Origin of the sequence: Limnohabitans sp. 15K, assembly GCF_002778285.1 — a bacterium.
Lineage (GTDB): Bacteria > Pseudomonadota > Gammaproteobacteria > Burkholderiales > Burkholderiaceae_C > Limnohabitans_A.
The window spans coordinates 1,479,546-1,503,078 of sequence record NZ_NESM01000001.1 but is presented as its reverse complement, the minus strand read 5'-3'; the positions used below and the strand labels follow the sequence as shown (position 1 = coordinate 1,503,078).

The 23,533-nt window shown below is 56.5% G+C and carries 23 protein-coding genes; 17 read left to right on the top strand and 6 right to left on the bottom strand.

Features of this window, described 5'->3' with window-relative positions; all coding sequences use genetic code 11:
• The first annotated feature begins 7 nt into the window (after nucleotides 1–7).
• From B9Z40_RS07135 to B9Z40_RS07120, 4 genes are read left to right on the top strand one after another with little or no spacing between them, the layout of a single operon-like run.
• The gene (locus tag B9Z40_RS07135) at nucleotides 8–739 is read left to right on the top strand and encodes a class II aldolase/adducin family protein (protein ID WP_233204816.1); all 732 of its coding nucleotides are present in this window, start codon (nucleotides 8–10) and stop codon (nucleotides 737–739) included.
• Nucleotides 740–752: 13 nt separating this feature from the next.
• A complete protein-coding gene (locus tag B9Z40_RS07130) occupies nucleotides 753–1,742 on the top strand; it encodes a tripartite tricarboxylate transporter substrate binding protein (RefSeq protein WP_158238065.1) in 990 nt (329 codons plus the stop codon).
• A 49-nt stretch (nucleotides 1,743–1,791) separates the two neighbouring features.
• On the top strand, nucleotides 1,792–2,781 hold the full coding sequence (locus tag B9Z40_RS07125; RefSeq protein ID WP_100172520.1) for a hypothetical protein: 990 nt from the start codon (nucleotides 1,792–1,794) through the stop codon (nucleotides 2,779–2,781).
• Complete coding sequence (locus B9Z40_RS07120; protein WP_100172519.1) at nucleotides 2,778–3,449, top strand: class II aldolase/adducin family protein; 672 nt, start codon at nucleotides 2,778–2,780, stop codon at nucleotides 3,447–3,449. The genes B9Z40_RS07125 and B9Z40_RS07120 overlap by 4 nt, the downstream gene beginning before the upstream one ends.
• Here B9Z40_RS07120 and B9Z40_RS07115 read toward each other — a convergent pair.
• The 6 genes from B9Z40_RS07115 to gcvA form a co-directional block, all read right to left on the bottom strand.
• Nucleotides 3,430–4,287, bottom strand: coding sequence for a shikimate dehydrogenase (locus B9Z40_RS07115; RefSeq protein WP_100172518.1), 858 nt, complete (start codon nucleotides 4,285–4,287; stop codon nucleotides 3,430–3,432). The two genes, B9Z40_RS07120 and B9Z40_RS07115, sit on opposite strands and share 20 nt — an antisense overlap.
• 63 nt (nucleotides 4,288–4,350) lie before the next feature.
• The gene (locus B9Z40_RS07110; protein WP_100172517.1) at nucleotides 4,351–5,406 is read right to left on the bottom strand and encodes an AbrB family transcriptional regulator; all 1,056 of its coding nucleotides are present in this window, start codon (nucleotides 5,404–5,406) and stop codon (nucleotides 4,351–4,353) included.
• Between the two features lie 9 nt (nucleotides 5,407–5,415).
• The gene (locus B9Z40_RS07105; protein WP_100172516.1) at nucleotides 5,416–5,700 is read right to left on the bottom strand and encodes a DUF4936 family protein; all 285 of its coding nucleotides are present in this window, start codon (nucleotides 5,698–5,700) and stop codon (nucleotides 5,416–5,418) included.
• A 19-nt stretch (nucleotides 5,701–5,719) separates the two neighbouring features.
• The gene (locus B9Z40_RS07100) at nucleotides 5,720–6,325 is read right to left on the bottom strand and encodes a UbiX family flavin prenyltransferase (RefSeq protein ID WP_100172515.1); all 606 of its coding nucleotides are present in this window, start codon (nucleotides 6,323–6,325) and stop codon (nucleotides 5,720–5,722) included.
• An 8-nt stretch (nucleotides 6,326–6,333) separates the two neighbouring features.
• Nucleotides 6,334–7,965 carry a UbiD family decarboxylase gene (locus B9Z40_RS07095; RefSeq protein ID WP_100172514.1) on the bottom strand — a complete coding sequence of 544 codons (1,632 nt, stop codon included), beginning with the start codon at nucleotides 7,963–7,965 and terminating at the stop codon, nucleotides 6,334–6,336.
• Between the two features lie 101 nt (nucleotides 7,966–8,066).
• Nucleotides 8,067–8,996, bottom strand: coding sequence for a transcriptional regulator GcvA (gene gcvA / locus B9Z40_RS07090; RefSeq protein WP_100172513.1), 930 nt, complete (start codon nucleotides 8,994–8,996; stop codon nucleotides 8,067–8,069).
• A 163-nt stretch (nucleotides 8,997–9,159) separates the two neighbouring features.
• Between gcvA and B9Z40_RS07085 the strand changes: the two genes are divergently transcribed.
• The 13 genes from B9Z40_RS07085 to B9Z40_RS07025 are packed head-to-tail and all read left to right on the top strand — an operon-like array spanning nucleotide 9,160 to nucleotide 23,532.
• Entirely contained in the window at nucleotides 9,160–10,041 is an 882-nt protein-coding gene (locus B9Z40_RS07085; RefSeq protein ID WP_100172512.1) for a xanthine dehydrogenase family protein subunit M, read from the top strand.
• 20 nt (nucleotides 10,042–10,061) lie between these two features.
• Nucleotides 10,062–10,550, top strand: a complete 489-nt coding sequence (locus tag B9Z40_RS07080) for a (2Fe-2S)-binding protein (protein ID WP_100172511.1) — start codon at nucleotides 10,062–10,064, stop codon at nucleotides 10,548–10,550.
• Nucleotides 10,543–12,945: a xanthine dehydrogenase family protein molybdopterin-binding subunit gene (locus B9Z40_RS07075; protein ID WP_100172510.1), complete on the top strand. Its 2,403-nt coding sequence runs from the start codon at nucleotides 10,543–10,545 to the stop codon at nucleotides 12,943–12,945. The genes B9Z40_RS07080 and B9Z40_RS07075 overlap by 8 nt, the downstream gene beginning before the upstream one ends.
• On the top strand, nucleotides 12,942–13,754 hold the full coding sequence (locus tag B9Z40_RS07070; protein ID WP_100172509.1) for an alpha/beta fold hydrolase: 813 nt from the start codon (nucleotides 12,942–12,944) through the stop codon (nucleotides 13,752–13,754). The genes B9Z40_RS07075 and B9Z40_RS07070 overlap by 4 nt, the downstream gene beginning before the upstream one ends.
• A 26-nt stretch (nucleotides 13,755–13,780) precedes the next feature.
• Nucleotides 13,781–14,512, top strand: coding sequence for an enoyl-CoA hydratase/isomerase family protein (locus B9Z40_RS07065; RefSeq protein WP_100172508.1), 732 nt, complete (start codon nucleotides 13,781–13,783; stop codon nucleotides 14,510–14,512).
• Nucleotides 14,513–14,519: 7 nt separating this feature from the next.
• The gene (locus B9Z40_RS07060; RefSeq protein ID WP_100172507.1) at nucleotides 14,520–15,185 is read left to right on the top strand and encodes a carbon monoxide dehydrogenase subunit G; all 666 of its coding nucleotides are present in this window, start codon (nucleotides 14,520–14,522) and stop codon (nucleotides 15,183–15,185) included.
• A gap of 21 nt (nucleotides 15,186–15,206) precedes the next feature.
• Nucleotides 15,207–16,199: a tripartite tricarboxylate transporter substrate binding protein gene (locus tag B9Z40_RS07055; RefSeq protein ID WP_100172506.1), complete on the top strand. Its 993-nt coding sequence runs from the start codon at nucleotides 15,207–15,209 to the stop codon at nucleotides 16,197–16,199.
• A 46-nt stretch (nucleotides 16,200–16,245) separates the two neighbouring features.
• Entirely contained in the window at nucleotides 16,246–17,313 is a 1,068-nt protein-coding gene (locus B9Z40_RS07050) for an ABC transporter substrate-binding protein (RefSeq protein ID WP_158238064.1), read from the top strand.
• A gap of 40 nt (nucleotides 17,314–17,353) precedes the next feature.
• Nucleotides 17,354–19,228 (top strand): UbiD family decarboxylase, encoded by a 1,875-nt coding sequence (locus tag B9Z40_RS07045; RefSeq protein ID WP_100172504.1) that lies wholly within the window; start codon nucleotides 17,354–17,356, stop codon nucleotides 19,226–19,228.
• Between the two features lie 59 nt (nucleotides 19,229–19,287).
• On the top strand, nucleotides 19,288–20,526 hold the full coding sequence (locus B9Z40_RS07040; RefSeq protein WP_100172503.1) for a Rieske 2Fe-2S domain-containing protein: 1,239 nt from the start codon (nucleotides 19,288–19,290) through the stop codon (nucleotides 20,524–20,526).
• A 16-nt stretch (nucleotides 20,527–20,542) separates the two neighbouring features.
• Nucleotides 20,543–21,259, top strand: coding sequence for a class II aldolase/adducin family protein (locus B9Z40_RS07035; RefSeq protein ID WP_233204815.1), 717 nt, complete (start codon nucleotides 20,543–20,545; stop codon nucleotides 21,257–21,259).
• A gap of 13 nt (nucleotides 21,260–21,272) precedes the next feature.
• On the top strand, nucleotides 21,273–22,355 hold the full coding sequence (locus tag B9Z40_RS07030) for an ABC transporter substrate-binding protein (protein WP_100172501.1): 1,083 nt from the start codon (nucleotides 21,273–21,275) through the stop codon (nucleotides 22,353–22,355).
• A 19-nt stretch (nucleotides 22,356–22,374) separates the two neighbouring features.
• Complete coding sequence (locus B9Z40_RS07025; RefSeq protein ID WP_233204814.1) at nucleotides 22,375–23,532, top strand: Gfo/Idh/MocA family protein; 1,158 nt, start codon at nucleotides 22,375–22,377, stop codon at nucleotides 23,530–23,532.
• The last annotated feature ends 1 nt before the right edge of the window (nucleotide 23,533 follow it).

Sequence of the window (23,533 nt, the reverse complement as noted above, 5' to 3'; positions counted from 1 at the left end):
GTTTTAAATGAAAGTGAACACGATGTTGAATGTCTCGAAGGGTTTGTTGGACGACTTGGTCAGTGCCAACCATATTTTGGTGAACGAAGGTGTCTTTGATGGTTTTGGCCATGTCTCAGTTCGGCATGAAAGCCGCCCTGACCGTTTCTTGATTTCGCGCAGCTTGCCGCCTTCCATGGTGCAGGCAGAAGACATTTTGGAATGCGATTTGGATGGGAATGTGCACGATGCACAAGACCGCAAGTCTTATCTGGAGCGCTTCATCCACAGTGCGGTTTACAAGGCGCGGCCAGATGTGGTGGCGGTGATTCACAGCCACTCTCCGGCCATCATTCCCTTTGGTGTGACAGGGGCACGTTTGCGCCCGATCTGTCACATGAGTGGTTTCTTGGGAAGCGTCACGCCCGTTTTTGAAATCCGCAATGCGGCAGGTGAATCGAGTGACATGTTGATCCGCAACCAAGCCTTGGGTGAATCTTTGGCTGCAACCTTGGGCCAAAGCGCCGTGGCTTTGATGCGTGGTCATGGCAGTGTCACGGTGGGCAAATCATTGCCGCAAGCGGTGTTTCGTGCCATTTACACAGAGTCGAATGCGCGCTTGCAAGCCCAGTCGATGATGCTGGGTGAAGTGACGTACTTGACCGACGATGAGGCCTTCAATTCTTCGGAAATCAACGATCTGCAAATCGAACGCCCATGGCAACTGTGGAAACAAAAACTCAAGGCCGTTGAGCTTTGACCGAAAGAACGCCATGAAAAAAATCCATGCATTGGCCCTGTCGACCGCCTTATTGACAGCTTTTTGCCTGCCCGCTTGGTCGCAGGCACCGGCTGCTGGCGCGGCTTATCCATCGCGGAATGTGACATTCTTGGTGCCGTTCTCGACAGGCACGGGGGCTGACTTGTTGGCCCGCCTGTTGGGTCCTAAATTGGCAGAGCGCTGGAAAGTCTCGGTGATCACCGACAACCGTGTGGGCGCGAGTGGGGCCATTGGCACCGAGTTCGCTGCCAAAGCTGCCCCGAACGGCTTGACCGTTTTGTTCACGGCCACAGCGCACGGCACGGTGCCTGCCCTGAACCGCAAATTGGCTTACGCGCCTTTGCAGGCGTTTGATCCGGTGGTGTTGTTGGGAACCAGCGCCATGGGGGTGGTCACCTCGGGTAAATCGCCTCTGACGAATTTCAAAGACTTTGTGGACGCATCCAAAAAGAATCCGGGGCAGCTGAACTATGCTTCGCCGGGTTTGGGGTCGCCTCAACATTTGGCCATGGAATTTCTGACCCAAGAAACGCACATCAAGCTTCTGCATGTGCCTTACAAAGGCACCTCGGGTGCTTTGACCGATTTGATGGGCAACCATGTGCAAGCGAGTGTGGTGGCCTTGCAAACCGCAGCACCCCATTTGCAATCGGGTGCCTTGCGCATGCTGGCCATCATGAGTCCTGAGCGCACGCCTGCTTTCCCCAATGTGCCCACACTCAAGGAACTTGGTCTGCCCAATGCTGTGGTGGAAACTTGGTACGGCGTTTTTGTGCCGGCCGGAACCCCTGCCGATTTGGTTCAAAAGCTCAATGCCGACATCAACAGTTTGTTGCAGACCGCCGATGTCAAAGACGCCATGAACCGCCAAGGCTTGGTGGTGGCGGGCGGCAAGCCAGAGCGGCTGCAAGTGCTGGTCAAAGACGAGCTGGCCCGCTGGGTGCGCGTGGTGGACACTGCGGGCATTCAAGCCGACAAATGATTTTTAAAATCCACATGCTGACAAGCATTCATCCCTGAGAAAGAAAAACATGTCTCTTTTAAAACTGTCGATCGCCACCACCGATTACGACCACTTTCGCGACTTGCGCATGGGTTTTGTGCAAGCCGAAGGCATCGATCTGAATTGGCTCAACCTGGGTCACCACGAGTGTTTTGCGCGCTTCACGGCCAACCGTGAATTTGACATTTCCGAGCTCTCATTTGCGAAATTCTCGACCCAAGTGACCCGGCCTGACAGCGACATCATAGGGCTGCCCGTGGTGTGCTCTCGTTTGTTCAGGTTCAGCTCTTTTTATGTGAACCGCAAAAGTGGCATCAAGACCGTCAAAGACCTGATTGGCAAGAAGGTGGGCTCGCCCGAGTGGGCGCACTCTGCGGCGGTGTACATGCGCGGTTGGTTGCACAACGAAATGGGCGTCAAACTCACCGATGTGCATTGGTACCAAGCCGGTGCCAACGCGCCTGGGCGCGAAGAAAAGGTGGAAATCACTTTGCCCGAAGGCGTCAACTTGACGCGGGTGTCTGACAAGTCTTTGAGTGAAATGCTGGCTTCTGGTGAGATCGATTGCGCGATCATTGCGCGGCCTCCAACGTGTTTCTTGGAAGGCAACCCGGACATCGTTCGCCTGTTCCCCGATTACCTGGAAATGGAAGAGGCGTACTACACGCGCACCAAAGTCTGGCCGATCATGCACATCATCGCGATGAAGAAAAGTGTGGTCGAAGAGCACCCTTGGGTGCCGCGCAATTTGTACAACGGTTTCCTGGAGTCCAAGCGTCGCAGCATTGAACGCCTGATGGACCCGGCGGTGTCACGTTACCCCCTGCCCTGGTTGGCAACCTATGCCCGCAAGATGCGTGACATGTTTGACGGCGACACTTTCCCCTTTGGCATCGAAGAAAACCGCGCCACTTGGGAGCAGATGGCGCTGTACACTTTCCAACAAGGCATTGCCCACAAGCAGTTCACCCCCGAAGAAATTTTCCCCAACGGCATGATGACCAAGGTGGTGATATGAGCCAAGCACTCAAGCAACAACTGGTCGATTGCATCCGCATGCTGGAGCAATCGGACATCATCGACTACAACGGACACGCCAGCATCTTGTTGGACACGGGTCACATGCTGATCAATGCGGGCTCGTGCCAGCGCAGCTGTCTGACAGTGGACGACATTTGCACCATTGACATGGAAGGCCAGGTGGTGGACGGTGGTTCGTTCAAGCCACCCCTCGAATTCCATCTGCATGCTGGCATTTACCGTGCCAGGACCGATGTTAAGGCGGTGGTGCATGCGCACCCCAAATGGTCGACCTTCTTGAGCATGGCCGGAAAACCCTACTTGCCGGTTTATGGCCAAGGCTCTCTGGTGTACCCCATGCCGGTTTTGGATTCGCCCAACTCCATCAACAACAAGGTGATGGCCGACCGTTTGGCCGCCACTTTAGGCGACCGTTCAGCCGCCATGATGAAAGCCCACGGTGCTGTGACGGTGGGCCCGAACATTGTGGAGGCGTTTGTGTTGGCCAACTACATGGAAGAAAACGCGTACCGCCAATACATGGCCATGCAAATTGGTGAGCCTTACGTGTTCAATGACCATGAACTGGCCATGTGCCGCGAGAAACTTTGGAATGAAACCTTGTTCAAGCGGGCCTGGGACCACTTCAAGGCAAAGCTGAAGTGATGCTGTTTTCCAGCAAGCTGCGCAAAGCGGGTGTGACGGCGGGTTCCATCCCACACCACGCTTTCCAGGCCAGCGGGCCTTGGTGCAGCAGCATCCCCAGCCCATTGACCGTCGCGTTGCCGCGCAGCCTGGCTTCGGTCAAAAACGGGGTCTCCAGCGGGATGTAAACAATGTCGGCGACCAAAGCCGACGTGGGCAGCTCATGGAGTTGGACGTCCAGCGCGGTCTGACCGACCATGCCTTGGCTGGTGGTGTTCACGACCAGCGCGGCATCGGCCAAGATGTCGTGGCGTTGTGACCAGGGGTAGGCTTGGATAGGCCCGCCAAAGTCAGCCGCCAATTGCTCTGCCCTTTCAAAGTGCCGGTTGACCAATCGGATTTCTCGGGCGCCTTCTTGCATGAGGCCGTAGCAAACGGCTCTGGAGCCGCCGCCGGCACCGATGACCACAATCGGCCCCTTGTCTGCCCGCCAGTCAGGCTGTGCTTCCTTGAGGTTGCGGATGAAACCTGCTGCATCGTTGTTGCTGCCGGCCAAAGAGCCATCGGCGCGAACGGTGACACAGCTGATGGCACCAATGCGTTGGGCTGCATCGTCCACCTCATCAACGATCAGCATGGCAGTTTGTTTGTGCGGGATGGTGAGGTTGCAGCCTGCAAAACCCAAGGGTTTGAGGGATTGCAGTGCCGCCGCCAAGCCTTCTGGCGCAATGGCCAAAGGCACATAAGCCCCCGCCATGTGGTGTTGCTGCATCCAGTGGTTGTGCATCAGCGGCGAGCGCGAGTGCATCACGGGCCAGCCCATGACGCCAGCCAATAAAAACGGGGGATTGTGTGACATAAATTTTGGAGTAAGAGGGCCAAACCCAGAAGATTCAGCGGCAGCACAAGTGCACAGGATAAATCAGGTTTTGATCCAATGGAGGCGGATGAGCCAACGCCCCAAAACTTGTGTGAAGAGCAAAGCAAACACCATGCGCAACAGGTGGAAGGTGATCACCGTTGGCACCGCCAAACCGAAGAGTTTGGCAATCAGGCCCATTTCGGTCATGCCACCGGGGGCCATGGCCAAAAATGCAGTGATCAAGGGGATGTTGATCTGTTGCGACAAAACCCAGGCCATGCCCATGCACCCGGCCATCAGCAGCAGGGTGGACCCTGCCATGGCGAGCATGGCCAGGGGTGCACGCGTAAAAAATGAACGGGTCATGTTCTGACCCAAGCCCCAGCCAATCACCATCTGTGCGACCACAACCCCTTCTTGGGGCCAGCGTCCTTGCAAGCCTGACAGGGCAAACAAAGCACCGACCAGCAATGCGCCGAGCTTCCAGGCACTGCCTATGTGCAGCCTGACAAACAACATGCCCATCAGGTAAGAGCCGACCAGCAGAATGGCGGCGTTGTTCAGCGACAAGTGATGCGCCGTTGTGTTGGGCAGGGGCATCGCACCACCACTGGTGCCTGCGATCAGTGAGGTGGTCAGCATGACCAGCACGATGCGAACGGTGTGCGACAGGGCCACCATGGGGGCGTCTGCACCTGCCTCCTGGGCTTGTGCACTCATCTCGGAAGCACCACCCAAAGCGATGGCATAAAGGGTGGTGGCCCCATCCAAACCAGCCATCTTTTGCAACAGGGGTGCGACCAGCAAAGACATCAGGATGACCGATGCAGCGCCGACGGTGATCCAGGGCAAAAGCCCCCAAAGTTGCTGAAAAATCAAGGGGGTGAAGAACAGACCCAGCGCACTGCCAATGAACACTTGTGCGCTTCTTCGTGCCCATTTGGGTTGGGGGTACACCTGACCGGCCAAGGTGATGCAGGCCACGCCAAACATGGAGCCGAGCATCCAGGGCAAGGGAATGTGCATGAGATAAGCCGCTTCCGCACCGCAGAAAGCGGCCAGTGCAGTCAGCACAGGGCGTAGCCATACGGCCGGTTTCAGCAGGCTTGAACCCATGGATCTGGCTTAACGCAAGGGCGTGAACACTTCAGAGGCCCGTTTGGCGGGCAAACCCATCTCTTGGGCCAAACGTTCAATGCCGATCATCATGTCGTCGCTCAAGCCCTGTGGGTGGTGGTAGACCTCCATCCAAGTTTCAATGCCCTCGGGTGTGGCTTGTGGGCGTTGTAAGAGCTCGCAGCGCAGCTCTGGCCATTCCAGCTGAACCTGTTGCTGAAATTTTTCAGCCAAAGGGCGAAGGATGGCGTGTTGATCGATCGCCACTTTGTAATAAACGAACAGTGATTTCATGGTGCTTGGCGATTACAAATCAGGTTTTGTCGACACTCTTGCCCATGCCAGACCAGCGTTTGACCAGCTCAGTTTCAATGTCAAACAAGTCCAGGCAGCGCCCCACGGTGTGGTTGACCATGTCATCCAGTGATTGAGGGCGTGCATAGAGTGCAGGAACGGGGGGCATCAAAATGGCACCATTTTCGGCTGCCTGCAGCATCGACTTCAGATGCCCTGTGTGCAATGGCGTTTCGCGCACCATGAGCACCAAGCGCCGACGTTCCTTCAGGACCACATCGGCGGCTCGGGTGAGCAAGCCGCCGGTCATGCCATAGGCAATTTCAGACAGTGAACGGATCGAACAGGGTGCAACCACCATGCCCATGGTCTTGAACGAGCCAGAAGAAATCGTCGCGCCAATGTTTTTGGCGTTGTGCACTTCGGTGGCAAGGGCTTCGACCTCTTTGAAGCTCATGTCTGTTTCCGTGGCCAAAGTGAGCTTGGCCGAATCGCTCATCACCAAATGGGTTTCGATGCCGGACCCTTGCAACACCTGCAAAATTCGGATGCCGTAAATGATGCCGGAGGCGCCGCTGATACCGACAATCAGGCGGCGCGGTGGGGCGATGGTGGCGTTTTCCATGGGCGGCCTCAAACTTGATCTGGACGGAATTTGGATTCGGCCTTGACGTCATTGCGTTGTTGGCCAAGACTGATTTTGCCGTTTTCCAAGTACCGACCTGTGGCTGCCCGCAAGGCTGATTCGTCCCATTGGGGTAACCAATCGCCCAGCGAGTAGCCAAACCAAGGTGCTTGCGGCCGCAGTTTGGGCAAGCCGAGTTGCTCCCATATGGCTTTGGAGCGTTCCATGTAATCTTTGGTGGGCAAAGCCAAGGGCGGCATGTCCCCTTTCATGGTGGCATCCATCAACAAGGTGGAGTCTTCTTCACCATCGTTTTCTCGTTTAGGACCATGCCCTTGACCCCGATGGTCCAGGGTGCGCACATCGGCCACCGGGTTCATGCGGTAGGCCATGGCCCACAGCAGTGCGTCGGCGTTGTCTGGATCGATGTCCTCGTTGACCGCAATGCAGATCTTGCCGCAGTCGCCTTTGAAAAAGGCCGAACCATACAAAGCGCGCCAGATTTCCGTCTTGGGTGTGTTCTTTTCAAACGTGATGATGGTCACGCGCAGCAAACCCGTCAACGGCTCGTGCAGCGACACCCGCTTGACGCCTTTGATCCCCAGTGCATTGCGCAGGTGGGCCAAGAACAAGGGCTCATAAGCCACGCGTTTGATCACGCTCGACTCGCTGGGTGCCACTTGGCTGATGTAGGAGGGGATCACCGGCTTGAAGCGATGGGTGATGGCCGTGATCTTCATGGGCAGGTTGAACTCTTCCAGTGCAACGTGTCCGTGGGACTCGCCAAATGGCGCTTCTGGCTCCAGAAATTCAAGGTCAATCAAGCCTTCGAGAACGATTTCGGCTTGCGCGGGTACGCGCAAGTTCACGGTGCGTGCCTGGGTCACTTCGATGGGCACACCTGCGAGACCGCCTGCCACATCGAACTCGTCCATGCCGATGGGTAATTTTTGAGGACCCATGAAGGCCACGAAGGGCGGGCAGCCTAAAACGATGGCGCACGGCATGGTTTTGTGCCCCGCTTTTTTCCAGGCTTGGTAGTGCAGGTAACCCCCGGCACCCCCCACGCGTGTGGCCATGCGAACCACCAGCCGGTCTGGGGCTTTGAGTGCGCAGCGGTAAGTGCCCATGTTTTGCACCCCCGTTTCGGGGTCCATGGTGATCACATTGGTGGCCGTGAGCGTGGGCGCGCTGTCAAAGCCCGGTGTTGAAATCGGAATGGGCAGCATGTCCAGGCCATGGCCTTCGCCTTGCAAAGCGTCACCTTCGTGGATGACCTCTTGGCATTCGGCTTGGGTCACCATCTTGGGGGCAATGGGGTGTGCAATGGCATGGTCCCAACGGGCTTGGATTTCTTCTACGCTGGAGCCCATGCCGACGCTGTAGATTTCGCGGTTGGCGGCCAGAGCGCCGACCACCACAGGCATGTCGTATTTGCGCCCTTGCGCATTGACGATGTTGGTGAACAAAAAGGCTTTGCGCTCTGCCTCATCCATGCCACCCACAAATTGCCAGCGCACCAGGGGATGGAGCTCGGAATCCTTGTCGATGGGGTGGTCAATGACTTGGAGTAGGCCGCGCTCTTTCAGCTGGGCCAAATGGTCGTGCAAGTCGGGGTAGCCGGTTTTGTTTTTGCTCATGGTGATCGAAACAATGGGTTGAACGTCGGATGATGCCCGCAAGTTAATTTTTGCGCATCAGGATGCCGTTGCAGGTTGGAGGAAATTTCACAAATCGGAACTCAGGTTTGCCATCCCATGGTGTGGGACAGCAGCTCAATGGATTGTTCGGTGTCTCGACCCTCGCGCAGCAGCCACTCCACAAAACTGGTCATGGCGGGGTTTGAATGGGCTGTTGCCGGGGTGTTGGCAAAGTATTGGCGCTTGCGTGCGCCGGTCAAACCAAAAGGCGCGCACAAACGCCCGGCAATGATGTCGTCGGCCACCAAGAACAAGGGCACCAACACCACACCCAAACCTTCGGCGGCGGCTTGCAAGGCAAAAAACATTTGCTCCAACTCCAGCTGCTGAGTCTGTAGGGGGGCCTTCAGGCCGGCCTCGGGCAACCACTCAGCCCAAGACAGGGGTTCCGTGGAGTAGCTGATCAGTGTCTGACCTGCCAAATCTGCCGGGGATTGAAGCCGCCCATTTTCCAGAAGGTCAAGGTGACAGATGGGCACGATGATTTCGGTCATGAACGGGACCGACGTCAGACCTGGTAAGGGATGGTGTCCAGCACGTATGGCGACATCGTAGGCGTGCTCTTCAAAATTCACCGGTGCTGTGGAAGTGGTCAGTTTCACCTCAATGCCGGTTTGTTTTCTTTGAAAAGCCGAGATGCGAGGAATCAACCAACGCATGGTGAAGGTCGGTGGCGCATTGATGCGCAAGGCGGTGGGGTCGCTTTGCTCCAGCAGTTGCATGGAGGTCACGGCGATGCGGTCCAGCGCAGGGGTGACGGCGGCGAAAAATGTGCGTCCCGCCTCGGTCAATGTGACTTGTGATTGCGAGCGGTTGAACAAAGGCGTGGCCAGCCAGCTTTCCAGTGTGGCGACTTGTTTGCTCACAGCACCGTGGGTCACGCACAACTCTTTGGCCGCCTTGGTGAAGCTGACGTGACGGGCCGCGACTTCAAAAGCGCGAACAGCGTTGAGTGGAGGAAGTTTTCTCATGACTGGCCCACATTTTGTCCTTAAATAGTCGGTAATTATGTGAGAAAAACTCTTGGTATGTGAGTTAACTTGGATTGCGTGGAGTTTCGGGCAGCATCAAAATTAAAACGATAAAAAAGGAGTTCGGCGTGATAAATGATCCCACTTTGAGGCGGGAAACCCGATGAAGGCGGCACCATTCGACTATGTGCGCGTGGACCATCTTGATGCGGCATTGACCCTGCTTGACGCGCATGGTGGCGACGCCAAACTGATCGCCGGCGGCCAAAGTTTGGTGCCCATGATGGCCATGCGCTTGGCGCGTCCGGCCTTTTTGGTGGACATCCACCGGTTAACCGACTTGCAAGGTCTTGTTCGCCACACCGATGGCATCTCAACCGGTGCGGGTGTGCGGCAAGCGCAAATGGAAAGCCATGCCGATGTGATCACGGGCTTGCCCTTGGTGAAACAGGCGCTTCGTTGGGTGGGGCATCAGCAAACACGCAACCGTGGCACGGTCGGTGGCAGTTTGGCTTATGCCGATCCTTCTGCCGAACTGCCCTTGGCGGCCATGGTGCTGGACGCACAAATCCACATTCAAAGCCTGGCTGAAAAAAGGGTGGTGCCTGCGGCCGATTTCTTTCTCGGTCCCATGTTCACAGCGGTGGGTGATGCCGAATGCCTCACCCGCATTGATTGGCCTGTGTGGTCGGGTGGGCGCGTGGGCTGTGCGTTTGAAGAGACGGCCATTCGGCACGGCGATTTCGCCATGGCTTCTGCGGCGTGTCAGATCCAGCTCAACGCGGAAGGTCAAATTTTGCGTTTGAGCCTGGGTGCGGGGGGTGTCTCGGGAACCCCCTTGGTCTTTGGCGCATTGACGGATGCCATGATCGGAAAAACCCTGACCTCAGACATGGCGAAAGATTTGGCCCAAGCGGCGGCACGCTTGTGTGACCCCGGCAGCGACATGCATGCTGGAGCAGCTTACCGGACACATTTGGTCGGTGTTTTGCTGGAACGTGTATTGATTCAGTCTGCACAACAGGCGTCTTTGAACGCCGCGTGACCAGACATGAGAGTGAAAAAATGACAACTCAACATGACATCGAGATTCGGGTGAATGGCGTGCTGCAACAGCGCCGGGTCGAACCTCGGACCACGCTGGTCGACTTTTTGCGCGATGAACTGGGCTTGACGGGCACCCATGTGGGCTGTGAGCACGGGGTGTGTGGCGCCTGTACCGTCATGCTCGACGATCAGCCTGTGCGCTCTTGTTGCATGTTCGCGGTGCAAGCGGACGCATTGAGTGTGACCACGGTGGAGGGCCTGGCGCCCGAGCGCGGCCAGTTGTCCAAAATTCAAGATGCTTTTTGCGAAAAACATGCTTTGCAATGCGGCTATTGCACGCCCGGGATGCTGATCGCCTGCCAGTCCCTGATCAACCGTCATCCCCATCCCACCGAAGCGCAGGTGCGAGAGGCCATCAGCAGCAATCTGTGCCGCTGTACCGGATACCAGCAAATTGTGGATGCTGTGATGCACGCCACTTCGCCACAAGGACACACCCATGGCTGAGCCCTCGAGCAATTTCCGTTTTATTGGCAAGCACCGCCGGGCTGTTGAGCACAAACGTTTTGTGGTGGGCAAAGGCCAGTACGCCGCTGACATTCAAAAAGTGGGCATGCTCCATGTGGCCTTGGTGGCCAGTCCTTACGCCAGCGCCAAAATCGTGTCCATCGATGCCAGCCGCGCATTGGCCATGCCGGGGGTGCACGCTGTGCTCACGGGGGAAGAGCTGCGCCAAGGCACCGAGCCCACCTTGCCGGGCGTGGACGCGCCACAGGTCACGCGTTACCCCATGGCCTTCGATGTGACCCGTTACGCGGGTGAATGGGTGGCTGCTGTGGTGGCCGAAACCCGTGCCTTGGCAGAAGACGCAGCGGAGCTCGTCGCCGTTCGGTACGAAACCTTGCCTTTTATCGTCGACCCCGAGGCCGCGATGGCACCAGGTGCGCATTTGGTGCATCCGGCGCACGGCTCGAATGTGATTTTTCAACGCAAATTCTTGTGGGGTCCGGTGGACGAAGATTTTGCGAAATGTGACCACCAGTTGAGTTATCGCGTTCGCTGGGCGCGCAATTCGACCGTGCCCATTGAGACCTTTGCGGTGATGTGCGACTGGAACGATGCCACAGGTGTTTTGGATGTGTGGGCGTCGATTCAGATGCCCAAATTCCCAGATCAGTTGGCCAAGGCCTTGCGCTTGCCGGGCAATGCCGTTCGGGTGCATTTCGATGTGGATGTGGGCGGAAGTTATGGCGTCAAGCGCGGACTCAAGCATTCGGTGCTGGTGGGGTTTTTGGCCCGCAAGCTGGGTCGACCCGTGCGCCTCATCGAGGACCGCATTGAGAACATGCGCGGTGGTGACATGCAAGGCCCGGACCGCATTTTTGATGTGACTTTGGGATTCCAAAAAGATGGCACTTTGCGCAGCATGCGCATGCGGGCCTTGGACGACATCGGGGCGTATTCGGGCCGCTCACCTTTGCAGCTGGGCAAGCCTGTGGGCGCGATCGTGGGTCCGTATCGGATTCAAAGTGTGGAGTACGACGCCATTGCCGTCATGACCAACAAAACCCCGCAGGAAGCGGTGCGTGGTTTTGGCCAAGCCCCCACCAATTACGCCATTGAAACCGGGCTGGACAAAGTGGCGCGCTTTTTGAACATGGACCGGATTGAATTGCGCCGTCGCAACATGATTGGGAAAGACGAGTTCCCTTACCTGATCCCCAGCGGGACCCATTACGACTCGGGTGATTACGATACGGTGATGACCAAGGCCTTGAATGCGGCCCCTTTTGACAAAATTGTGGCCGAGCGCGATGCCTTGCGCAGCCAGGGCTGGTTGGCCGGGATTGGCATTGCCACTTGCCTTGAGCCATCGGGTGGCAATTCGTCTTTCGAGCCGCTTTTTAACCCCAAGAATCAAACCACCACTTGGATGGATTCGTGCCTGGTGCGGGTGGACTTGGCGGGCACTGTCACGGCACTGATGGGGACTTCGACGTCGGGGCAAGCCCATGAAACCATGGTGTCCACGGTGGTGGCTGAAATCTTGCACCGCGAACCCGACAGCATCCGTGTTTTGCACGCCGATTCGCTCAATGCCTTGCCCTCCAACAGCCCGGTGGGCAGCCGGATGGCCATCATGCTGGGCGGTGCTGCGGCCGGTGCGGCCAAAAAAATCAGGTCAAAACTGCTCCACATTGCTGCTTTCAACTTGGGCGTTGCGCAGGAAGACTTGGTCTATGAGGGCGGACATGTGGCCGCCCGAAACGATGAGAAAAAGTGCTTGAGTTGGGATGCCTTGATCGAGATCGCGCACCGCAAGTTCCATCTTTTGCCCGAGGGCATGGAGCCTGGTCTGCAAGAGAAGTTTGTGTGGGAGGTGCCCACGGGCGGCATGTTGCCTACAGAGGATGGTCGGGTGCAAATGTACCCCTGTCATTCGTTCGAAGCCCATGTGATTTTGGCCAGCATCGATCCGGGGACCTGCAAGGTCAGCATTCGGCGCTATGTCTGCGGCCACGATTGCGGCGTGATGATCAGTCCGGATGTGGTGCACGGCATGACCTATGGTGGCATTGCCCACGGACTGGGGGCAGCGCTGATGGAAAAGTTTGCCTTCTCAGAAGAGGGGCAGTTGATGTCGGGCACCTTCATGGATTACCTGTTGCCCAGTTCGGCCGAAGTCCCGGCCATCACCATCGTGGACCATTGCACGCCCTCACCTTTGACCGAATTTGGTCAAAAAGGCTCAGGTGAAGCGGGTTATTTGGGTAGCCCCGCCGCCATTGCCAGCGCCGTCAATGATGCGCTCGCGCCTTTGGGGGCTTCGATCGATCACCTGCCCATGACGCCCCAAGCCATTTGGACAGCATTGCAAAAAACACAAGGAGCGATCGCATGAAGTTTGCCGTTGAACACCTGCGCGTGCGGGGGGCAGCCGGAGATATCGCAGTCCATGTACAGGGCCCTGATGCCGGTACCCCGGTCTTGATGACCCACTCCATTTTGTCCTCGAGCATGATGTGGGAGGCGCAAGCCCAACTGCTGGCCGATCGGGGGATGCGTGTCATTCGTGCCGATACGAGAGGCCATGGGATGTCTCAAGCCTCTGTTGCGCCTTACACCATGCAGGACCTGGTGGATGACAGCTTGGCCGTGCTGGATGGCCTACACATCACGCGCGCGCATTACGTGGGCCTGTCTTTGGGCGGCATGAGTGGATTTGGCTTGGGCTGTCTGCATCCGGATCGTTTGTTGAGTTTGTGTTTGTGCGATGCACGGGCAGACATGACGCCTGCGATGGCAGTGCCTTGGGATGAGCGCATTGCCCTCGCTCAGGCTGCAGGTTGCCAAGCTTTGGCCAGTGCCACTGCCGAACGTTGGTTTGGGCGCGCATTTTTGGATGCACACCCTGCCATTGAGCAGCAATTCCTGCAGGCGATTGGCATCACATCGGTGGCCGGCTTTGAAGGCTGTGCCCGAGCCATCCAAGGCCTCGATTATTTAGGCCAGGTGGGCTCGATTCGAGTGCCCACCACCCTGATTGTGGGCGCCAACGACGGCCCCTTGCCACAAGCCATGCAAGGACTGAAAGACCTGATCCCCTCGGCTGTGCTGGAGATCATTGCCGATGCCGGACACCTTCCCAACATCGATCAGCCTGCTGCTTTCAATGCAGCTTTGCTGCGGCATTTTGCCGCCTTCTTTTGAACATCAAACCCTGAAAGGAATCCACCATGAACCCTCAAATCCTGATTGAACAAGATGGCCGCATTCTGCGTGTCAAATTCAACAGAACACAAGACAATGGTGTCTCGGACAGCATGGCCGGCGCACTCGCTGAGGCTGTGCTCAAGGCACACGAAACCTCCGATTGCGTGGTGCTTTCGAGTGTGGGCCCAGATTTTTGTACCGGCCGCATTCGCGATGCTGCCAACCCACCTTCGCCAGAAGCTTACTCGCGTCGCCCAGAGTACGACCATATTTTCAACAGTTACAAAGCCTTGCGCAGCTGCCAAGTGCCGGTGATTGGCGTGATTGAGGGGCGTTGCATGGGTTTTGGTACGGCGATCGCGTCCTTGTGTGATGTGTCCTTTGCCAGTGACCAGGCCACCTTCAACATTCCTGAAATCGCGCACAACGTCATGCCCACCATGGTCATGTCCGCGATTTATGACCGGATGAACCGGAACGCCATTTTGTGGATGGCCTATTCCGCCGACTTCATCGATGCCAAGCAGGCTCAAAATTTTGGCATTGTGAGCAACGTGGTGGCGGCGGACAAACTGCATGCAGAAGTCGACCGATTCACGGGTTTGTTGCTCAGCCGACCCCGCCCAGCGATCTTGGGCCTCAAGGAGTATTTGCGCGTAGCGCCACGCATGGACGAGCAAGGCGCTATCGATTACGCACGCAGCATGCATTCCATGGTGAATACGGCTGCTGAAATGAAGAAAAAAGCGCACTGAGCAGGCCATGGACATCATTGGTCAACAAGTCATTCCAGCATCGCGTGAGGTGGTCTGGACCGCACTCAACGATCCTGTCGTTCTGAAGGCCTGCTTGCCAGGTTGCGAATCGGTGGAGCAAGTCAGTCCCGATGCGTTTCAGGTGGTCATCAAGACCGCTATCGGCCCCTTGAGGGCGCGCTTTGAGGGCAGTTTGAAAATGACGGACGTCATGGCTCCTGAGTCATGCGTCATGCATTTTGAAGGCCAAGGTGGCGCTGTGGGTTTTGGCAAGGGCACATCGGTTGTGCGTTTGCGAGAGACGGCCGATGGCACCGAACTCTCTTACGAGGCCAAAGCGCAAATTGGTGGCAAATTGGCGCAAGTCGGATCGAGACTGATCGACAGTGTGGCCAAAAAAATGGCCGATGATTTTTTCAAAGCTTTGCGGAAACAGCTGTTGCCACCTGAGCCCGAGGCGCAGGTCCATGCGGTGCCCGCTTTGAAGGCCGGTCCCGCATTGCTCGAACCCTCGTCACCGGTTCAAGGCGATGCGCCCGCAGCTGCCGTTCAAACTGTGAATCCGTACCCGTCTTCGGGTCATGGTCCTGCCATGGTTCCTGCTTGGTGGTTGGCACCCGCCGCTGTTTTGGGTGCTGCGCTGGCCATTGCCGGTGCCAACCTCATTCGCTGATTCCCCTCATTAGGATGCGCCATGAATGCTTTCCACTTTTCCAGACGGACACTGTTGGCTGCTGCGGCCAGCACAGCCTTGAGTCCCCTGGCTTTTGCCCAGACATCCGGTTCTGGCAAGGTTGTGAAAATGATCGTGGGCTTTCCCGCTGGGCAAGCCACAGACATGGTGACACGCGTGCTCGCTGAGCGCTTGCGCGCTCTGACCGGGGACAGTTACATCGTTGAAAACCGGCCGGGCCAGGGGGGCAGTTTGGCACTGAGCCAATTGGCCAAGTCACCCGCCAACAGCTTGACACTGATGGTGGCCCACATGTCTGCGGCAGCCACCAATCCGCACATTTATGGCTCGGTGGGCTACGACACATCCAAAGATTTTGAGGCCTCAGGGCTGGTCGGTGACCTGCCCTTTGTGCTGGTGTGCCACCCCTCTTTGCCGGTCCAAAATTTGCAAGAGTTGGTGGCGTATGCCAGAGCCAACCCTGACAAACTCAACAACGCTTCTTCTGGCAATGGCACGGTGTCGCATCTGGCGATGGAGGAAATCAAGCGCAAGGCGGGTTTGAAAATCATGCACATTCCTTACAAGGGCAGCGTCGCCGGGCTCACCGACGTGATTTCTGGCAACGTGTCCATGGCCTTAGAGACCGCCTCGGCTGTGCGCAGCCATGTGGAGTCTGGCCGCCTGAGGGCGCTGGCGGCGGGCAGTGCCAAGCGTTTGGGTGGTGTATTGGCGAATGTGCCCACCCTCATGGAACAGGGCTTTCAAGACTTCACGGCCACCACTTGGTTGATGGTCCTTTACCCGGCAGGAACGCCCAAAGCCGTGGTTGAAGCCACCCATGCCGCGTTGAATGCGGTCGTGTCTCAGCCCGAGGTAGAGCAAAAGTTGGTGTCTTTGGGGCTGCAACCGCGCTTAAGCAAAACCACGGATGAAGCTGCGGCCTACCTGCGCAGCGAATACAAAAACTGGGGCGAGATCGTCAAACGAAGTGGCGTGCCGAAGGAGATGTGATCGTTCTGTGCTCAGTGGGCTGGGGTTGTATACAGAGGAGACAAAAATGAAAACTTTTCAACACGCCAAAAAGCTTCGTTTGGGCTTGTACGTCACAGGCCTTTTCTGGGCGTTGCAGTCGGTGTCTTGGGCGCAAACCGCCACACCTTCTGCGCTGATGCAATATGACAAGCCGGATCGCCAACAAAAGTTGCTGGATGCGGCCAAAGCTGAAGGCAATTTGACCGTTTATACGGCTTTCAGACCCTCTGATCTGCCGTTGATCTTGGCCCCTTTTGAAGCCAAATATGGCATCAAGGTGAAGGCTTGGCGGTCCGGCAGCAACAACGTGACGCAGCGTGTGCTCCGTGAAGGGACGAGTAAGAAGTCTGAGGTCGACTTGATCATGATGCCAGCGAGTGAGATGGCTTATGTTTGGAGCGAGAAGTTGCTTCAGCCCGTGAGCTCGCCTTTTCACAAGGACATGATGGCCTCCACCTTGCCTGCACACAACGGTTGGGCCGTCCCATTTTTGAACGTCACGGTGCACTCGTACAACACCAATTTGTACAAAAAAGAGGACCTGCCGAAAACTTACCAAGATTTGTTGCACCCGAAATGGAAGGGCAATCTGGGCGTGGAGGCCAAAGCTGAGGAATGGTTCACGCGTGTCGTGGCCAGTTATGGCGAAGAGCAGGGCTTGAAATTGTTCAAAGACATTGTGGCGCGCAATGGCATCACCCCCCGCGTTGGGGCCTCGCTCTTGCACAACATGGTCATTGCAGGCGAGGTGCCTTTGGCACTGACAACCTACATTGACCTGCCTGCCAAAGACAAACGTGCCGGCAAACCGGTGGACTGGTTCGCCATGTCGCCCGTGGTGGCTCAGGGTTTTGCAGTGGCGGTGGCCCAGAGAGCACCAAATCCTCATGCGGCTTTGCTTTTCTATGACTACATGCTGTCACCAGAAACCCAAAAACTGTTGGCGAGTTTGCACTTCTTACCGACCAACACGCAGGTGCCATCGCCCTACCCTGAATTGAAGGTGGACATCGTGGATCCGGTGGCGACACTGGCCAACTTCACCAAGTGGAGCAAGTTGTTCGAAGACACGGTGACCAAACCGATCAAGTAATACCCATTGACCGCTGAACAAGGTCTGAAAGCGTTTTGCCATGAAAAAAAATCCATCTCCAACATCTACCGCAGCCAAAAAGCCAAGTGCCAAGAAAACAACGGCCACGACGAGCCAGCACCCTGCGCGCGCTTATCGCGATTTGCATGAACACATCAAAGCGCTGGATGAGGCCGGCCTTCTGGTGACCATAGACCGGCCGATCAACAAAGACACCGAACTGCATCCGCTGGTCCGTTGGCAGTTCAGAGGGGGCATTGCCGAGCCTGATCGCAAAGCCTTCTTGTTCACCAACGTGGTGAATGGCAAAGGAAAAAAATACGATATTCCCGTGGTGGTCGGGGCCTTGGCCGCCAATCGAGAAATCTACAGTGTGGGCATGGGTTGCAAGATTGAGGACATCGGTAAAACATGGACCCATGCCATCAACAACCCGATCCTTCCCAACGTGGTGACCAGCGCGCCCTGTCAAGAGATCGTGGTGCAAGGCAAGGACTTGCTCAAGCCGGGTCAGGGCGTGGACAGCTTGCCCATCCCGATTTCCACGCCAGGTTGGGACAATGCGCCCTATACAACCTTGTCGCAGTACATCTCCAAAGATCCGGAGACCGGCATTCAGAACATGGGCATTTACCGTGGCCAGGTCAAGTCACCCACACGCCTGGGCATGAACCCTTCTCTTGAAAACCAACCGGGCATTTACACCCATTGGGAGAAGGCCAAGGCCAAGGGGCAAAAACTGGCGGCTGCTGTGATTTTGGGTTGCCCGCCCAGCGTGGCTTTTACCTCTGCACAAAAGTTGGCAGAAGACACCGATGAGCTGCATGTCGCGGGCGGGCTGGCCGGCTCACCCATCAATGTGGTGAAGTGCAAAACGGTGGATTTGCTGGTGCCCGCCGAAGCTGAAATCGTGATTGAGGGTTACATCAATACCGAGTGGCTGGAGCCTGAGGCCCCCTTTGGTGAGTCCCATGGGCATGTGAATTTGCAAGAGTTCAATGCGTACATGGAGGTCACGGCGATCACCCGCCGAAAAGATGCTATTTTGACCTCCATCATTTCTCAGGTCACGCCCTCAGAGTCCAGTTTGATCAAACGCGTTGCACTCGAGCCGGTGTTTTTGAACCACTTGAAAAAGCAGTTGGGTATCAAAGGCGTGGTCAAGGTGTCGATGCATGAGCCTTTGACCAATTTGCGCAAAGTGCTGGTGGTGGTGGTGAGCCGAAAAACACCACCCACCGAGGTTTGGCGTGCCTTGTATGGCGCAGCCGCTTTGCTGCGCTCAGGCGGCAAGATGGTGGTGGCCGTGAACGAGGACATTGATCCAGACAATGCCGATGCCTTGTTGTGGGCCATGAGTTACCGGGCGAACTTTGCGCTTGACCTGCAGGTTCTGCAAGGGCGAGACCCGGGACACGGTCCACGCAGTCCACGCAACAACGGGGTTGATGGCTCTTTGTTGATTGACGCGACTTTGAAAGACGATTTCCCACCCATCGCTTTGCCCAAACGGGAGTTCATGGAAAACGCCAAAGCCATTTGGGAAGAGTTGGGCTTGCCCAAACTCAAGCCGGAAGCGCCATGGTTTGGCTACTCCCTGGGCGACTGGAGCGAGCGCAATGAGCAAATGGCACAGCGTGCCGTCAAAGGCGATTACTTCATCACGGGTGAAGAAATCGCTTTGCAGCGCCGCCGGGATGTGGCGATGAACACGGAGATCAAACACCTCATGGAAGATGGCAGCAGTTTGGGGCAATTGGTGACCCCAGCTGCCGCCAAGCGGCGCAGACCAACAGCTTCTGGGGTGGTGCCGAAAAAAGCGAAGGTCGAGGTCAAGGCCAAGGCCGCCAAGACCGAGAAGACCGTGAAAACCTCTAAAGCGGTCAAACCTGCTGCCCGAGTCAAAACAAAATGAACCGAAGGCTGATGTTTTAAGCACAGCGCTACAGGCCAGTCAAATGAATAGGAGTTCGTGTGGAAAGCCCTGAACAAAACCAAATATTGACCCAAGTCGGTCGGGGAACGCCCATGGGCGAATTGATGCGGCGTTATTGGCAGCCGATCGCCGCCGCGGTAGAGATGCAGGACAAGTGGACCAAGCGCGTGCGGTTGTTGGGAGAGAACCTGGTCTTGTTCAAGGACCGGCAGGGGCGCTTGGGGCTGATTGCCGAACAATGCCCCCACCGCAGGGCTTCGTTTGCCCATGGCATTCCAACGCAAAACGGCATCCGTTGCCCTTACCACGGTTGGGAGTTTGGACCCCAAGGCGAGTGTCTGAACCAGCCCAACGAGAAGGAAAATCCGGCTTTTCGTGCCACGGTTTCGACCGATGCCTATCCGGTGCAGGAGTTGGGGGGATTGCTGTTTGCTTATATGGGCCCTCAGCCCCAACCTTTGCTGCCGCGTTTTGACGGTTTTGTGGCCGAGGGCACGATCCGCATGATGGGCCGTGTCATCTTGCCGGTGAACTGGTTGCAGGTGATGGAAAACTCACTCGATCCCATTCACACCGAATGGCTGCATGGCCATCACTACGAGTTCCTCAAAGAGCAAGAGGGGGTCAAAGTGGCGATCAGTGCGCACCACGAAAAAATCGACTTCAAAGAGTTTGAATACGGCATCACCAAACACCGTTTGCTGGCAGGCCATTCGGAGGACGATGACGATTGGAAAATCGGTCATCCCATTGTTTTTCCGAACATGCTGGCGGTGGGCAACGGTGATGAGAAATCCCGCTATTACTCCTTCCAAATTCGCGTGCCGGTCGATGATGAGCACACCATGCACCTTTGGTACAACGCCTATGTCCCCCCAGCGGGTAAGGCTGTGCCACCGCATTTGCTGGAGAAGGTGCACATCTATGACGTGCCCTATTTGGATGCCGACGGTGAATTCATCGTCGACAACGTCGATGGTCAAGACATGATGGCTTGGGTGTCACAAGGCGCGATTGCTGACCGCAGTCGTGAGAACCTGGGGGCCACAGACAAAGGCATCGCCTTGTACCGCCGGACACTGCGGCGTGAAATGAAAAAGGTGGAGGCCGGTCAAGACCCGATGGGTTTGGTGCGCGATCCTTTGCGCAACGCGCGCATCGACTTGCCCAACGAGAAAAAGAAGCACCACAACAGTGACGGTTTTTCGAGTTTCATGATGCGCACGCACGCGAAATATTCACCGATCGCCAAAGACTTGTCTCAACTTTTTGATTGAACTGGAAATGCCCCTCATGGACAGCACTGTTGCCAAACAAAAAGTGATCGATTCGGGTTTGATCCTGGATGCCGAGGGCTTGGGTGATTTGACCCGTGGCCATATGAGCATCAGGGTGCCGGGTGATCCCACGCATTTCTTCATGAAGCCTCACAGCATGGGCTTTGACGAAATCACCATGGACAACATGGTCCTGTGCGACCTGGACGGCGAAAAGGTGGGTGGTGGCGGACGCAAGCACAGCGAGGTGTACATCCACTCTGAAATTTTCAAATGCAGACCGGATGTCAACAGCGTCATTCACACCCACCCCAGCCATGCCGTGGCTTTGTCAGCAACTGGGCAAAACCTGCAACCCATCAGCCAGCCCGCTGTGGCTTTTTCAGATGGCTTGCCCTATTTCCGCGACACGATCGATCTGATCCGGTCTCAGGCGATGGGTGCCGGCGTGGCCAAAGCTCTGGGCATGCACAAGGCGGTGCTCATGCGCAACCATGGCGTGGCTGTTGTGGGCGCCAGCATTGAAGAGGCCACCATTTTGACCATCATGCTGGAAAACGCGTGCCAGATTCAGTTGGCTGCGCAATCTGGGGGGGGCATTGGTGAACAGTTTGATGCCCAAAGCATCGAGCGCTTGCACTTCAACATCACCCGGTCGGAGCAGTACATCGTGAACTTCGAGTACCTCAAACGCAAAGCGTACCGCGCGTTGGGACGTGCCAGAACATCCTAAGAAGGGAAATGAAATGGCTTCTAATTTTCGCCAAATTCACAAGACTTTTTGCCTGGTCTTCTTGGCTGTTTTGAGTTTGAGTGGCGCGCCAACGCTGTGGGCGCAGAGCACTGAAGGCTCCAAAGCCGCTGCATCTGTGGCTGAATTGGCCACTTACACTGGCGCAGACCGACAGGCGCGCTTGATCGCCGGGGCCAAAAAAGAAGGCACGCTCACGGTCTACCATGTGTACCCGGCGCTGTCCAAGGTGATGGCCGCATTCACCCAGAAATACGACATCAAAACCAAGGCTTGGCGAGCGGGGTCTGAGGCTGTTCTGCAGCGGGTCATTTCCGAGGCCAGGGGCAACAAGTTCGAAGTGGACATCGTGCAAAACAATGCACCAGAAAATGAAGCCGCTTCGCGTGAAAAATTGTTGCAAGAAGTGCGCTCGGTATTTCACCAAGACTTGATCCCCCAAGCTGTTCCTGCACACAAAGAGTGGGTCGGCATCACCGTTGACGTTTGGATGGCCGCCTACAACACGGGCAAGATCAAGAAGGAAGATTTGCCAAAGACTTACGAGGATTTGCTCTCGCCCAAATGGAAGGGGCAACTGGGCATTGAAGGCAACAACCATGCATGGTTTGGCGCCTTGATGGCTCAGATGGGTGAAGACAAGGGGTTGGCACTCTTTAACAACATGGCGGCCAACAACGGGATTTCAGTGCGCAAAGGGCATTCGCTCCTGACCATGTTGGTCTCTTCAGGAGAGGTGCCTTTGGCGCTCACGGTTTACAGCTGGAATCCGGAGCAAGTCAAAGCCAAGGGGGCCCCCGTCGAAGGCCTGGCACTGCAGCCTTTGATGGCGCAACCCAGTACCATTGCCCTGCTCAAAAAATCACCCAACCCGCATGCAGCCTTGCTGTTTTACGAGTTCTTGTTGAGTGATGGACAAAAGCTGTTGGCCGATGACAAATTTGTACCCACCAGCAAAAAGATTGAACACCCTTTCACCCAAACCCCTGTCAAATACATCGACCCTGCCATGGCCATTGACATGCAAGCCAAGTGGACCAAGATGTTTGAGGACACCGTGACCAAACGGGCCAAGTGACCGACAAGACAAGGCCATGATGGACCACCCTGTTGTACGCATTGGCTTGGTCGGTTTCGGGGCCGCTGGGCAGGCTTTTTTGCCGGCGCTTGACAAGCATCCGGGGTTCAAACTGGTGGCCATTGCTGAGCCTGTGGCGCATGTGCGTGAAGGCTTGCAAAACCGCTTCCAGGTGGCGCTTTACGACAGCCTGGATGCGTTGTTGGCGCATTCAGGCTTGGACGCGGTTTACTTGGCAACACCCACCGAGTTGCACGCCAGTCAGGTGGTGATGTGCGCTCAACACGGCAAGCATGTGCTGGTGGAAAAACCCATGGCCACTGGCCTGTCGGACGCGCGCACCATGGTGAGCGCTGCTGAAGAAGCCAAGGTGGTCTTGTTGGTGGGACATTCCCACAGCTTTGACCGACCTGTTCAGGCCATGAGGAACATCATTGATTCTGGCGAGCTGGGGCTTGTCCGCATGGTCAATACCTGGTGCTTTACCGATTGGATGTACCGGCCCAGACGATCTGACGAGTTGGATGTTGCCAAAGGCGGTGGTGTCACCTTTCGCCAAGGCGCACACCAGTTCGACATTTTGAGATGGTTGTGTGCGGGTCAAGTGAGCTGTGTGAAGGCGCGTGCTTTTGACTTTGATCCAGACAGGTCCTCCGTAGGGGCGCACACGGTGTTCCTTGACTTTGACAACGGCGCAGCGGCCACAGCCGTCTACAGTGGCTATGCAGGTCTTTCGAGCATGGACCTGGGGTTTTCAATCTCGGAGTGGGGATTTGCGCAAAGCCCTGAAGACCGCCCTTGGGCACGCAAACTGCAAGTCGCACTGGACCCTCAGCAGGAGCGTTTGGCTAAAGAAAAACGGGCGGTTCACGCCATTCCTGACCGTGCGCCCTTTCAGCCCTTTTTTGGTTTGACGGTGGTGCATTGTGAAAAAGGCGACATCCGGCAAACGCCAACAGGCTTGAGAATTTCAACGGCGATGGGTTCGCGTGAGGTTCTGCTGCCCAATGACCTCAGCCCCAGAGATCTGGTCTTGATGGAGTTTCATGACGCCATCTCAGGTCGTGCAGCGGCTGTGCACGATGGCCGATGGGGCTTGGCCACTTTAGAAGTGTGCGAGGCCGTGATGGCCTCCAGCGTTTCGGGCCGTGAAGTGGTTTTGCAACCTTCTGATTGAA